This is a genomic window from Garicola koreensis, from assembly GCF_014195445.1.
In the GTDB taxonomy this organism is placed as follows: Bacteria; Actinomycetota; Actinomycetes; order Actinomycetales; family Micrococcaceae; genus Nesterenkonia; species Nesterenkonia koreensis.
Map to the genome: position 1 here is coordinate 1,011,300 of NZ_JACIBT010000001.1, position 13,117 is coordinate 1,024,416.

The following is a 13,117-nucleotide window of genomic DNA, read 5'->3' on the forward strand; positions in this document are numbered from 1 at the left end:
AAGGAGAACTGTGCTGCTGAACGCGCTTCGCAGACTGGGCATCTTTGCCCTGACAGTCGTCGTCGCCTCAGTCGTGGTCTTCTTCCTGCTGGGCATCCTGCCCGGCGACCCGGCACGGGCACAGCTGGGGCTGCAGGCCAGCGAGGAGGATGTCCAGGCGCTGCGTGAGCAGCTCGGCGTCGACCGGGCCCTGCCGGTGCGGTACCTGGAGTGGATCACCGGGTTCTTCACCGGGGACATGGGAATCTCCTACGCTTCCCGGTCCCCGGTGGCGCCTCAGGTGCTCGACGCTCTGCAGGTCACCCTGCTGCTGGTGCTCGGCGGCATCGGCGTCGCCATCCTCATCGCCCTGCCGCTGGGCATCCTCGCCGCTGTGCGCCACCACCGCCCCGACGGCACACTGTTCTCCACCATCAGCCAACTGGGGATCTCGATCCCCAACTTCCTCGCCGGCCTGCTGCTCATCGCAGTCTTCGCCGTGACCCTGGGCTGGCTGCCCTCCGGAGGCTGGGCACCCCCGGAGGCCGGTGTGGACTTCCTGCGGCACCTCGCGCTGCCCGCACTTGCGCTTGGCCTGGTCAATGGGGCCATTCTCGCCAGATACACCCGCGCGGCCGTCCTTGAGGTGATGCGTGAGGACTTCATGCGCACCGCCCGGGCCAAGGGGCTGAAGCCTGGTGCGGCGCTGATGCGTCACGGCCTGCGCAACGCCCTGGTGCCGGTGGTCACGGTGACCAGCATCGAGTTCGCCAACCTGATCATCGGCGCCGTCGTCATCGAGACCGTGTTCGTGATCCCGGGCCTGGGATCCACGCTGATCCGGGCGGTCGCCAACCGCGACCTGGTGATGATTCAGTCCATCGTGATGTGTGTGGTGATCCTGGTGCTGCTGGCCAATCTCCTTGTTGACCTGGTGCGACCGCTCATCGACCCCCGACTCAGGAACGCGTCATGACCACCGACCGCGCACAGACCACCGCAGCCCAATCCGAACCACCCGCGGCCCGAAGCTCACGGCGTCGGGGCGGGACCCCGCTGATCATCACCGGCAGCGCTCTGGTGGCGGTGGTGCTGCTCATGGCCGCGGTGTCGCTGGTGTGGACCCCCCAGGATCCCACCGCCACTGATGCGGTCAACCGACTCGCATCCCCCAGCGCTGAGCATTGGCTGGGCACCGACGGGCTGGGTCGGGATATCGCCTCCATGCTGCTGGCCGGGTCGCGCGTGCCCCTGATGGTGGGGCTGGGAACGGTCACCGTCGGCTTCCTGATCGGTGTGCCCATCGGGATCACCGCCGCCATGACCGACCGCGGGGCCGGCATGTGGATCATGCGCGGAAACGACATCCTGCAGGCATTTCCGGCCCTGCTGCTGGCCATCGTCCTGGCGGCCGTATTCTCCCCCAGCACGCTGACCGCCATCATCGCCCTCGGCCTGGGGCTCGCCCCCGGGGTGGCGCGGGTGGCCCGCTCCGGGACCCTGCAGGTCCTCAGCCGCGAGTACTCCCTTGCCGCCCGTGCCGCAGGCCGCGGCCCCCTGTACCTGGCGGTGCGGCATGTGCTGCCCAATATTCGCGGGATCCTCATCGTCCAAGCCAGTGTCGGCTTCGCCATCGCGATCCTGGCTGAGGCGGCGCTGAGCTACCTGGGGCTGGGCACTCCCCCACCCGCTGCCTCCTGGGGCCGCATGCTGCAGGACGGACAGTCTGTGCTGCAGATCGCCCCGCTGACCGTGCTCTGGCCCGGGGCGGCAGTCGCCACCGCCGTATTGGGATTCAACCTGCTCGGCGACGGCCTGCGGGACCGGTTCGACCCCCGAATGGAGGTGTCACGTTGAGCACCGACCCCGCAGAGCGCCTCCTCAGCGTGGAGAATCTCACCGTAAGCGCCGGCAGCGACCAGTTGGTCCAAGGCATCAGCTTTGATCTCTTCCGCGGCGAACGGGTGGGCCTGATCGGCGAATCCGGCTCCGGAAAGTCGCTGACCTGCCTCTCGGTCATCGGACTGCTGGACGAGGGGCTGCATGCCGAAGGGAGCATCACCTTCCACACCAGCGGCGCAGCCGAACCGGGGCCCGAGACCGAGCCGCAGCACGTTGACCTACTCAATGCCGATGAGAACCAGCTCTCAGCGATTCGCGGAAACCGCCTCTCCATGGTCTTCCAGGAGCCGATGACTGCGCTGAATCCGCTGATGAAGGTCGGAGACCAGCTCGCCGAGGTGATCAGGCTCCACCACCCCAAGACCAAAGACCTCAGGCCACGGGTCGCGGAGCTGCTCGCCTCGGTGCAGATCCCCGATCCGCAGCGCACCGCGACGGTCTATCCCCACCAGATGTCCGGCGGGCAGCGCCAACGTGTCATGCTCGCCATGGCCATGGCCAACGGACCCGAGCTGCTGCTGGCGGACGAGCCCACCACCGCACTCGATGTCACCGTGCAGAAGCGGGTGCTGAACCTTATGGCCCAGCAGGTCGAAAGTGTCGGCTCATCGCTGCTGTTCATCACCCACGATCTGGGCGTCGTCTCTGAAGTGTGCGACCGAGTCATCATCATGCGCCACGGCAGAATAGTCGAGAGCGGACCCATCGACCGGGTGTTCACCGCACCTGAGCACCCCTATACCCGGTCGCTGCTTGCCGCCTCGGACCTGGAGACCCACCCTGCCACCGGGCGCCTGCTCACTCTGGAGACCGCCGACGACGCACACGCAGCCTCAGACACACCCCCAGACACGCTCGAGAGCCGCGCAGAGTCAGTATCACCGGCGCCGGCGTCCCCGGCCCATGAGCCTCCGCAGGCTGCGGCTGAGCATCTCACTCTCCCTGCCGAGGGCGGCACACCGGTGTTCAACGCTGTGCACAGCCCGGCGCTGCGAGTCCGTGACCTCACCCGCACCTACGGCAAGCCCGGGCTCTTCGGCCGCGGCATGGTGGTCCCGGCCCTGCGCGGCGTCTCCTTCGACGTCGCCGTCGGCCAGCGGTTCGGCATCGTCGGGGAATCCGGCTGCGGAAAATCGACACTTCTGCGCCTGCTCACCAAGCTCGACGAACCCACCTCGGGTCAGGTGGAGGTGAACGGCGAACCGATCCCAGGGCGGCCGGAGCGGCAGCTGCGCTGGCTGCGCGAAGCCATGCAGATCGTCTTCCAGGACCCGATGGGATCACTGGACCCCCGGATGAGTGTCACCGACATCATCGCCGAGCCGCTGCACGGAGCCAGCCGCAGTCAGCGGGGTGCCCGGGTCAACGAGCTGCTGGATCAGGTGGGGCTGCCGCGCAGCTCCGCTGAGAAGTATCCCCACGAGTTCTCCGGTGGACAGCGGCAACGCATTGCGATCGCCCGCGCCCTGGTGACCCGACCCAAGATCCTCGTCGCTGATGAGGCGGTCTCGGCACTGGACGTCTCCGTGCGGGCCCAGGTGCTCAACCTCCTGGACGACCTGGTCGAGGAGTACAACCTGACCCTGGTCTTCGTCTCCCATGATCTGAACGTGGTGCATCACAGCTGCGATGTGGTGGCTGTGATGAGCGCCGGGCGCATCGTGGAGTGCGGCCCGGCTGAGACCGTGATGCGGACGCCGGCGCACCCCTACACCGCCGAACTTGTCGCCGCCATCCCCCGTGTCAGAGAAGGTGCGCCCTAGATGCAGTTCGAATCTGTGAAGAAGCAGAACTCATACGAGATGATCGTGGACCAGATTGAGTCCGGAATTCGTGAGGGACGGCTGAACCCCGGTGACCGGCTGCCGGGAGAGCGAAAGCTGATGGAGACCTTCTCCGTGTCACGACCGACCGTCCGTGAGGCGATGCGCGTGCTGCACGCCACCGGCGTCGTCAATACGCGCGCCGGCGACCCCCGCGGGCCCGAGGTGCTGGCCTTCACCCCAGAGTCCCTGGAGCGACCGCTGATGCGTATGACCCATCAGCAGGGAACCACACGTGCCGAGCTGATCCAGTTTCGGCTGCTGCTGGAGGGTCAGGCGTCCCTGTTGGCCGCAGTGGCCCACGATGCCGAAGCGAAGCAGACGGTGTCCTCCCGGGCGGCGGATCTCACCCGGCTGGCCGACAGCGGCGTCGGCACTGAGCCGTACGCCGAGATTGCTGAGGAGTTCGGCCGTCTGCTCTCACGCTTCCACTGGTCCATCCGTGCCGCGTCGGGGAACCAGCTGCTGCAGGCCACCGGTCAGGCCGTCGACGACGCGCTGACCACCATCGCGCGGCAGCGGCTGAGCCAAGAGACCGACGGTGCGGCACTGGCGGCGCGGCTGCGCCGCTCCGCCCATGATGCCACCGCACTGGCTGAGCACATTGCGGGACGCGACGCTGCCGGGGCGCGCAAGACCGCCACCGGCAACATCTACCGGTTCTACAAGGACCGGCTCACCGATGAAGAGGTGGAGGCGCTGACCCCGCTGGTGGGTTAGCACCCCGGGCGCTCCGGACTACCCGCAGTAGGCGCCTTCGGCCGCGGAGCCGACCAGTTTGGCGTACTTGCCCAGCACACCGGTGGTCACATACGGCGGCAGCGGCTCCCAGCTGGGATCGGCCTGCCGCTGGCCGAGCTGGGACTCCTCAACCAGCAGATCCATGGTCCGGGCCGCAATGTCGACCCGGATGCGGTCACCGTCGGCCACATAGGCGATGGGCCCGCCGTCCACGGCTTCGGGAGCGATATGGCCGATGCACAGCCCGGTGGTTCCTCCGGAGAAGCGGCCGTCGGTGATCAGCAGCACGTCCTTGCCCAGACCCGCACCCTTGATGGCTCCGGTGATGGCCAGCATCTCGCGCATACCCGGTCCGCCCTTGGGACCCTCATAACGGATGACGACGACGTCTCCGGCCTGGATGGCACCTTCCTCCAAGGCCTTCAGCGCGGCCTGCTCACGTTCGAAGACCCGTGCCGTTCCCTCAAAGACCTCGGCGTCGAAGCCGGCAGACTTCACCACCGCACCCTCCGGTGCCAGGCTGCCGCGCAGCACCGCGATGCCGCCGTTGGGGTGCATCGGGTTGTCCAAGGTGCGGATGATGCTGCCGTCGATGTCCGGCGGGCTGATGTCTGCCAGGTTCTCCGCCACAGTCTTTCCGGTGACGGTGAGCGCATCGCCGTGCAGCAGCCCGGCGTCCAGCAGAGCACGCATGACCACCGGCACTCCCCCGACCCGGTCGACGTCGACCATCACGTGCTGGCCGAAGGGCTTGAGGTCGCCCAGGTGGGGCACCTGATCGCCGATGCGGTTGAAGTCTTCCAGGCTTAGGTCCACTCCGGCTTCACGCGCGATGGCCAGCAGGTGCAGCACGGCGTTGGTGGAGCCGCCGAAGGCCATGGTCACTGCGATGGCGTTCTCGAAGGCCTCTTTGGTGAGGATGTCGCGGGTGGTGATCCCTCTGCGCAGCAGTTCGATCACGGCCTCGCCGGATTTGTGGGCGTAGTAGTCGCGGCGCCGGTCGGCTGAGGGCGGAGCGGCCGAGCCGGGCAGCGACAGGCCCAGTGCCTCACCGATGCAGGCCATCGTGTTGGCGGTGTACATCCCGCCGCATGCGCCTTCGCCGGGGCAGATGGCGCGTTCGATGACGTCCAGGTCCTTTTCGCTCATGGTGCCGCGTCCGCACGCTCCGACCCCTTCGAAGGCGTCGATGAGGGTGACCTCCTTCTCGCGTCCGTCGGCGAAGCGTGCGGTGCCGGGCATGATGGTGCCGGCGTAGAGGAAGACACTGGCCAGGTCCAGGCGGGCGGCCGCCATGAGCATGCCGGGCAGCGATTTGTCGCAGCCGGCCAGCAGCACTGAGCCGTCGAGCCGTTCGGCCTGCATCACGGTCTCCACAGAGTCGGCGATGACTTCGCGGGAGACCAGGGAGTAGTGCATGCCCTCGTGTCCCATGGAGATGCCGTCGGAGACGCTGATGGTGCCGAACTCCATCGGGAAGCCGCCTCCGGCGTGCACGCCGTGCTTGGAGGATTGGGCCAGCCGGTCCAGGGAGAGGTTGCAGGGGGTGATCTCGTTCCAGGAGCTGGCAATGCCGATCTGGGCCTTGGACCAGTCGTCGTCGCCCATGCCGACCGCGCGCAGCATCCCGCGGGCCGGTGCGGCGGTGTAGCCGTCGGTGACCTTCCAGGAGCGCGGCTTCTCAGGATTGGACGGCCCGGTGGCGGCTTTGGGTGCGGCGGGGGTGTTTTCCTCAGTGGATGCGGACATACTTCTGATTCTAAGCCCATCCCACAGGGTTGCGCCGCAGCGCTGGGGCCATTTCACCTTATGAGACGCCGCCGGCTGTCGACTCGAGCGGCCCAATCGGTGCGATACTGCCCAGATGGAATGGGACGCGTACTTCACCTTTGCTCTCACCGCTCTGGTGATCGCCCTGACTCCCGGGTCAGACACAGCGGTGGTGCTGAAGAACTCTCTGCAGCATGGCCGGCGCGGAGGCCTGGCGACCTCTTTCGGCGTGGTGAGCGCCGCGGTGGTGCAGGCTGTGCTGGCCGCGGCCGGACTGGGCATCCTCATCGCCCAGTCTCAGCTGGTGCTGCAGACTGTGCGCTGGGTCGGGGTGATCTATCTGGCGTGGATGGCTCTGCAGGCTCTGCGCTCCGCGTGGAGGGGCCGCTATCCGGAAGGGTCCGCAGGCCGGGCCGCAGCCACCCGCGGCTTCCGTCAGGGGTTCGTCGTCAACTGCACCAACCCGCAGGTGCTGCTGTTCTACGTGGCGATCCTGCCGCAGTTCATGAGTCCGGGTATGGAGCTCTGGGCACTGAGCCTGCTGGCGGTCACCCACCCTGTCCTGGGTTTCCTGCAGCTGCTGGGCGTCGTGGTGCTGGTCCACGCTGCGGCCCGCTGGGTCCGTCGCCGACCGGTCCGGCGCACACTGGACGCCGCCACCGGGACTGCCTTGGGCCTGCTCAGTGTCCGAGTCGCCGCAGACGCGGCCTGAGACCGGCCTGCTCAGCGGCTGGTGAACTGGTGCCCGGCAGTCTTGAGCCGGTGGTGACGGCGGCACAGGACGTGGAGGTTCTCCGCCCGGGTGTCACCGTGCGGCCAAGCCATGATGTGGTCGATATCGCCGCGTTCAGCTGGCACAGTGCACCCGGGTGTTTGGCACACGCCATCGCGGAACCAGAGCGCTTCGCGCAGGATCTGTGGCACCTGGTATCCGCTGTAGGTGTGGGACAGCACGTCAAAGTCGTCGAGATTATCTCGGGGAGGTCCGGTGGTGAGCTGGTGCCATCGGATCCGGTTCGCCGGGTCGCCGATCAGCTGCCTGATCACCTGTGCCGGCACTGCGTCTGAGCGGTCCCGCATGACGCCGGGGGCATTGGACTCTTCAGTCAGCGTCTGAAGCGGAACCAGCAGTCCCACCTGGGCCTCGACGGGCAGCGCATCGGTATGCTCTGCGCTGAGCATCCAGGCGCAGAGCAGATCGGCTTCGCGTTGGCCCAAAGTCCGTTCGTCGCCGTCGACGTAGGCCTGCGGCTGCCTCATCTCTGCGGGTGGGGGCACGAGTTCCTCGTCGAGGTCGGCGAAGGCCTGCTCCACCTGTTCACGCAGCCAGTCCTCTTCGGAGACGGTGTAGCCGGCTGCGGCGATATCGGCAGGCACCTCGTTGCCGGAGCCGTCTGCGGCCTCTGCACGAGGGTCGGCGGGTTCTGCGACCACCGGATTGTGCGGAACCGGCTGCACATGGGAGCGGGCCATGGCGCGCAGTTTTCCGGAGATCGCCTGGGCGGTCACCGTCGGAAGCAGCGCAGTGAGTATGCTCATGCTCTCGTGCTCCTCGGCCGGCCGCACGGAGACGTAGCGGTGGCGGACCGCTTCAGCAAACCGCTCGGCGTGCCGATCCGGCTCGGCATCGGCGATGAAGCGCTTCAGCCATCGGTCCAGCTCACCGGGCCGCAGTCGCGCGGCAACGCGTGCCGCCCGCTTGTCCAGCCCGTCGACCGCCTGCTGGGTCGTCAGCTTATTGGCCGCCTGGGCCACTTTGCCCAGTGCCAGAGTCGATACTCGCGCACCGCGGTAGGATTCCCACACCCGCGGAAGCCTGCTGCGCGCGGTCACTGCACTGTCGTAGAGGCGTCCAGCCCGGTACTCCGACCAGCCCAGGGCCTGGGCGACGTACATGATCGCGGCGTCCTCATCAGTGCGGACCAGCTCATCTTCGGTCCAGAACTGCCGACGCTCGCCCTGATCATCAGCGACAGTGACCACGTCGCGACCATCGATGCCATCGGCGCGGCGCTGCCGCTGAGCTTCGGCCGTGAAGCTCTCGACGTAGTGGACCAGCGCCAGGGTCTTGCGCACCTCCAGCTGCCGAGACTGGATCTCCAGGTCACGCACCATCTCGGCTGCCGGATCATCCATCACCGGCAGACAGTCATCGAGAGTCGCGGGCTCGGCCGCCGCCACCGGCGCAAACCGGTCGGGGTCCTGGAAATCGTCGACGTCGCGGGCCACCCCGGGAAGGACAGAGCTGCGAGCGCACTCGGCGGGATGGATGCGCCCGACCGGCCGCACCTCCACGACCCTGGTGCCCACAGCTTCGATGTCCATACTCGATTATATCTTCGAAACGTGTGAGACTCAACACTTGTATCGAACACAGTTTCTATTGGTATGGGTGGAGCTCTTGCCGGGTGCGCGCCCTGCTCGGCGGATTCAGCCCATCTGGTCGACGACGGTCTCCGCCACCTCGCGCATCGTCAGCCGCCGGTCCATCGAGGTCTTCTGGATCCAGCGGAAGGCTTCAGGTTCGCTGAGCCCCATCTTGGAGGTCAGCACAGATTTGGCGCGGTCCACCAGCTTGCGGGTCTCGAACTTATCCGCCATGGAGGTGACTTCGGCCTCCAGGGCGCGGATCTCGTCAAACCGGGCAGCAGCAACTTCGATGGCCGGCACCAGGTCGTTCTGGCCGAAGGGCTTGACCACATAGGCCATGGCGCCGGCCTCCTGGGCTGATTCCACCAGGTCTCGCTGGGAGAACGCGGTGAGCATCACCACCGGCGCAATCCGTTCCTCGGCGATGGTCTTGGCCGCAGTGATCCCGTCCATGACGGGCATCTTCACATCCATGACCACCAGGTCCGGACGGTGCTCACGGGCCAGCTCCACGGCCCGCTCCCCGTTCTCGGCCTCACCGACCACCTCATAGCCGGCGTCGGTGAGGATCTCGACGATGTCCAGGCGGATCAGCGTCTCATCCTCAGCCACCAGAACCCGGCGCTTGGGTGCCTGCGCTGAGGTGGGCTCCGTGGCTCCCTCCGGTGAGGTCTCAGTCGGCTCAGTCACAGATCTCCTTGGGAAAAATCATGGGTCGACGCGCCCACCGCAGGCGGCGTCACGGTCACTGCTGGTCCGATTCTACCGTCAGCGACCAGCGGCACGCACTGAGGTCACTGCAGCAGTTCGCGGATCGCTTCGGCATTGAGCACCGGCTCTCCGGCAGCCTCCGAGGCGCCGAGCACCGTGTCGAACAGGGCACGCTTGGACTCCTGCAGTCCCAGCACCTTGGACTCGATGGTCTCGCCGGCGATGAGCCGGTAGACCATCACGCTGCGACTCTGGCCGATGCGGTGGGTGCGGTCGATGGCCTGCTCCTCGGCAGCGGGGTTCCACCACGGGTCCAGCAGCATCACATAGTCGGCTTCGGCCAGGTTCAGGCCGAAGCCCCCGGCTTTCAGCGAGATGAAGAACGCCTCGGTCGCCCCGGAGCGGAACTCGGTGATGACCCGCTGCCTCTCGCGGGTGGAGCCGTCCAGGTACGACGACGCCACCCCGGCCTCCTCCACGGCCCGATGAGCCTTGGAGAGGAATCGGGTGAACTGACTGAGCACCAGCACGCGGTGCCCCTCGCCGGTGATCTCCGGCAGCATCTGGGTCAGGGCCTCCAGTTTGGCCGAGGGCACCGGGGTCTCCCCCACCAGCTCAGTGTCCAGCGCCAGCTGGCGCAGGTGGTTCAGGGCGGCCAGAATCTGGAACCGGTTGGCCCCCATATCATCTACTAGGCCCAGCACCTTCTGCCGTTCTCGCTGCAGTCGACGGTCGTAGATCATCCGGTGCTCCGGGTGCAGGCTGAGCGTGAGCACCTGCTCCTGCTTCGGCGGCAGCTCAGCGGCTACGGTCTCCTTGGTGCGGCGCAGCATGAACGGCCGCAGCCGCCGCTGCAGTCGCCCCAGCGCCTCGGCGTCGCGCTCCTTCTCGATGGGCACCCGGTAGATCCTTCCGAACGCTTCGCGCCGGCCCAGCAGCCCGGGGCAGCACAGCGAGACCAGCGCCCACAGCTCCAGCAGGTTGTTCTCCAGCGGTGTGCCGGTGATCGCCACGGTGAAGCCGGTGCTTAGGTCCCGGGCTGCCCGGTAGCCCTGGGAGGCGGGGTTCTTGATCATCTGCGCCTCGTCCAGGATCAGCCCGCTCCACCGGCTGGCGTGATACTGCGCCGACTCGATCCGAAACAGGGCGTAGCTAGTGATCACCACATCGGCTTCGGCGATGCGCCCGCTCAGCGATGCGCCGGAGCGGCGCAGGGTCTCAGAGATGACGACGACGTCCAGCTGAGGGGCGAAGCGGGCCGCCTCAGAGCGCCAGTTGCCGACCACAGAGGTGGGCGCGACGATCAGAAAGGGCGGCTCCTCGGGAGCGAGGTCCCTGGCCCGCTGGATCATGGTCAGCGCCTGCAGGGTCTTGCCCAGCCCCATATCGTCGGCGAGGACACCGCCGAGCCGGTGATCGTAGAGAAAGCTCAGCCACTGATAGCCGCGCCGCTGGTAGTCGCGCAGATCGGCGGTGATGCTCTGCGGCACCGCAAGCGCTTCCGGCTCACCGGTGAGCGCTGCGACCTGCTGCCACCACTGATGCTCATCGGCGGCGACCAGGTCCAGCTCCGTGAGCTCATCCCACAGGTCGACCTGGTAGCGGCTCAGGCGCAGCCCGGAGCTGGGCGCGTCGTTGAGGGTCCGGGCCTCCTCGATCACCCGTCGCAGGGTCTCCAGCTCCGGGGTGTTCAGCGGAAAGTACCAGCCGTCGGGCAGCAGGTAGACGCTCTCGCCGCGCACCAGGGCCGCGAAGAGCTGGCGAAAGTCGACCTGTTCACCGGCCACGGTGACGGTCACGTTGAGGTCGAACCAGTCGCCGTCCTCGGTGGAGGTCCCGATCTGCAGCCGCGGGCCTTCAGTGGTCCGACGCCGTCCCGGCGCCATGCCCGGCAGGTGCGTCTGCGAGGCTGCCAGGGCTGCGCGGATGTGGACACAGTCCTCCACGCCGCAGGTGCAGGCAGCGGTGTAGTCATGGGTGACCTCATCGGCCTCCAGATGGACTCGGTGGTACCACCTGCCGGGCTCACCGGAGGCGACGACGGCCTCCAGCTGGTGCCGGGTGCCGCGCTGGTCAGCGCTGACGATGAAGGCCGCGTCCGACTCCACAGCCTCCAGCACACTCACCGCCCTTGCACTCACGCCTGGTTCATTGATCCTATGTGCCCGAAGTGGGACTCGAACCCACACACCGTTAGGTACCCGATTTTGAGTCGAGCGCGTCTACCGATTCCGCCATTCGGGCCAGGAGGCACCGGATTATTGTACCCGGTGTCTGCCCGCCTCTCAGAACGCGCTGTGTGCGCTGGGTGCGCTGCTCGAGGGCCAGGGTCCCACCGGCTCCTTGGCCGGCAGCCCTGTCGTGTCGCCGCGGCGCAGCGCCTCGGCGTCGACTCCGCCGGCGGGGAGGTCCCCAATCCGGTGGACTTTGACCATATTGGTGGTGCCCGCCTGCCCGGGGGGCGAGCCGGCGGCGATCACCACCAGGTCACCGGCTTCGGCGACCCGCTCCTCCAGCAGCAGCTTATCGACCTGTTCGGTCATCGTGTCGGTGTGGGAGGCGAACTCCACCCAGCGCGAATGCACACCCCAGGAGAGGCAGAGAATATTGTGGGTGTGCTCCACGTGGGTGAAGGCGAAGATCGGTTGGCGCGGACGCAGCCGGGAGAGCCGGCGGGCCGAATCGCCGGAGCGGGTGAAGGTGGCCAGGTAGGACACCCCCAGCTGCTCGGCGATCTCGTTGGCCGCCCGGGTGATGGCCCCACCACGGGTGCGCGGTTTGGTGCCCAGCTGCGGGATGCGCTCGAGCCCTTTGCCCTCGGTGGAACGGATGATCGAAGACATAGTCTCCACAGTGCGCACCGGATACTTGCCCACCGAGGTCTCGCCGGAGAGCATCACCGCATCGGCCCCGTCCAGCACCGCATTGGCGCAGTCGGAGGCCTCCGCCCGGGTGGGCCGGGGGTTGTCGATCATCGATTCCAGCACCTGGGTGGCCACGATCACCGGTTTGGCCCAGCGCCGGGCCATCTCCACAGTGCGCTTCTGCAGCAGCGGGACCTCTTCCAGCGGCATCTCGACCCCCAGGTCGCCGCGGGCCACCATGACGGCGTCGAACGCGTCGATGACATCCTGCAGAGCGTCAACAGCCTGAGGCTTCTCCAGTTTGGCGATCACCGGAATCCGCCGTCCCTCTTCGTCCATGATCCGGTGGACGGCCTCGATGTCGGCGGCGTCACGCACGAAGCTCAGGGCGACCATGTCGAATCCGGTGCGCAGCGCCCAGCGCAGGTCCTCCTCGTCCTTCTCGCTCAGCGCGGGGACGGAGACGGCCACACCGGGCAGGTTGATGCCCTTATTGTTGGAGACCTCCCCGGGCACCTCCACTTCGGTGACCACCTCAGTGTCGGAGACCTCCACGGCCCGCAGCCCGACTTTGCCGTCGTCGATCAGCAGCGTATCGCCGGGCTCCACATCGGCGGGCAGGCCCTTGAAGGTGGTGGAGCAGCGCTCTTTGGTGCCTTCGACCTCGTCAGTGGTGATGGTGAAGCGATCTCCGAGGCCCAGTTCGTGGGGACCGTCGGAGAAGCGGCCCAGCCGGATCTTGGGTCCCTGCAGATCGGCGAAGATGGCTACGGCGCGCCGCAGATCCTTCGCCACTTCACGAACCGTGCTGTAGGTCTCCTCATGAACGGCGTGGTCGCCGTGACTCATGTTGACCCGGACCACGTCGACCCCGGCCTCGATCAGTTCGCGGGTCCGTTCGTAGCCGGTGGTTGCTGGGCCGAATGTGGCGACGATCTTGGCGTGTTTCATGGCTCA

General features: G+C 67.2%; 10 protein-coding genes and 1 tRNA gene. 5 read left to right on the top strand and 6 right to left on the bottom strand.

What is annotated here, in order from left to right; all coding sequences use genetic code 11:
- Positions 1-10 precede the first annotated feature (10 nt).
- Genes FHX47_RS04740 through FHX47_RS04755 form a run of 4 tightly spaced genes read left to right on the top strand, consistent with a single transcriptional unit; the run spans position 11 to position 4,424 of the window.
- Entirely contained in the window at positions 11-955 is a 945-nt protein-coding gene (locus FHX47_RS04740) for an ABC transporter permease subunit (protein WP_183357674.1), read from the top strand.
- A complete protein-coding gene (locus FHX47_RS04745) occupies positions 952-1,836 on the top strand; it encodes an ABC transporter permease (RefSeq protein ID WP_183357675.1) in 885 nt (294 codons plus the stop codon). The genes FHX47_RS04740 and FHX47_RS04745 overlap by 4 nt, the downstream gene beginning before the upstream one ends.
- Positions 1,833-3,644 (top strand): dipeptide ABC transporter ATP-binding protein, encoded by a 1,812-nt coding sequence (locus FHX47_RS04750; RefSeq protein WP_183357676.1) that lies wholly within the window; start codon positions 1,833-1,835, stop codon positions 3,642-3,644. The genes FHX47_RS04745 and FHX47_RS04750 overlap by 4 nt, the downstream gene beginning before the upstream one ends.
- A complete protein-coding gene (locus tag FHX47_RS04755) occupies positions 3,645-4,424 on the top strand; it encodes a FadR/GntR family transcriptional regulator (protein ID WP_183357677.1) in 780 nt (259 codons plus the stop codon).
- An 18-nt stretch (positions 4,425-4,442) separates the two neighbouring features.
- Here FHX47_RS04755 and ilvD read toward each other — a convergent pair whose 3' ends face one another.
- Positions 4,443-6,194 carry a dihydroxy-acid dehydratase gene (ilvD, locus tag FHX47_RS04760; RefSeq protein WP_183357678.1) on the bottom strand — a complete coding sequence of 584 codons (1,752 nt, stop codon included), beginning with the start codon at positions 6,192-6,194 and terminating at the stop codon, positions 4,443-4,445.
- A gap of 115 nt (positions 6,195-6,309) precedes the next feature.
- On the opposite strand from ilvD, the gene FHX47_RS04765 reads away from it, so the two are divergent.
- Positions 6,310-6,927 carry a LysE family translocator gene (locus FHX47_RS04765; protein WP_183357679.1) on the top strand — a complete coding sequence of 206 codons (618 nt, stop codon included), beginning with the start codon at positions 6,310-6,312 and terminating at the stop codon, positions 6,925-6,927.
- A gap of 11 nt (positions 6,928-6,938) precedes the next feature.
- Here the strand turns inward: FHX47_RS04765 and FHX47_RS04770 are convergent, their stop codons facing one another.
- The 5 genes from FHX47_RS04770 to pyk all read right to left on the bottom strand — a co-directional run bounded on the left by FHX47_RS04770 (position 6,939) and on the right by pyk (position 13,111).
- The gene (locus FHX47_RS04770) at positions 6,939-8,540 is read right to left on the bottom strand and encodes an HNH endonuclease signature motif containing protein (protein WP_183357680.1); all 1,602 of its coding nucleotides are present in this window, start codon (positions 8,538-8,540) and stop codon (positions 6,939-6,941) included.
- Positions 8,541-8,645: 105 nt separating this feature from the next.
- Positions 8,646-9,275, bottom strand: coding sequence for an ANTAR domain-containing response regulator (locus tag FHX47_RS04775; RefSeq protein WP_183357681.1), 630 nt, complete (start codon positions 9,273-9,275; stop codon positions 8,646-8,648).
- 104 nt (positions 9,276-9,379) lie between these two features.
- Positions 9,380-11,437: a DEAD/DEAH box helicase gene (locus tag FHX47_RS10825; protein ID WP_221205983.1), complete on the bottom strand. Its 2,058-nt coding sequence runs from the start codon at positions 11,435-11,437 to the stop codon at positions 9,380-9,382.
- Between the two features lie 21 nt (positions 11,438-11,458).
- A tRNA-Leu gene (locus FHX47_RS04785) sits at positions 11,459-11,540 on the bottom strand.
- A gap of 41 nt (positions 11,541-11,581) precedes the next feature.
- The gene (pyk, locus tag FHX47_RS04790; RefSeq protein WP_183357682.1) at positions 11,582-13,111 is read right to left on the bottom strand and encodes a pyruvate kinase; all 1,530 of its coding nucleotides are present in this window, start codon (positions 13,109-13,111) and stop codon (positions 11,582-11,584) included.
- Positions 13,112-13,117 lie beyond the last annotated feature (6 nt).

Excerpts from the sequence above, each read along its gene's own strand:
- FHX47_RS04745 (WP_183357675.1), top strand. The coding sequence starts at position 952 with ATGACCACCGACCGCGCACAGACCACCGCAGCCCAATCCGAACCACCC.
- FHX47_RS04755 (WP_183357677.1), top strand. The coding sequence starts at position 3,645 with ATGCAGTTCGAATCTGTGAAGAAGCAGAACTCATACGAGATGATCGTG.
- ilvD (WP_183357678.1), bottom strand. The coding sequence starts at position 6,194 with ATGTCCGCATCCACTGAGGAAAACACCCCCGCCGCACCCAAAGCCGCC.
- FHX47_RS04765 (WP_183357679.1), top strand. The coding sequence starts at position 6,310 with ATGGAATGGGACGCGTACTTCACCTTTGCTCTCACCGCTCTGGTGATC.
- FHX47_RS04770 (WP_183357680.1), bottom strand. The coding sequence starts at position 8,540 with ATGGACATCGAAGCTGTGGGCACCAGGGTCGTGGAGGTGCGGCCGGTC.
- pyk (WP_183357682.1), bottom strand. The coding sequence starts at position 13,111 with ATGAAACACGCCAAGATCGTCGCCACATTCGGCCCAGCAACCACCGGC.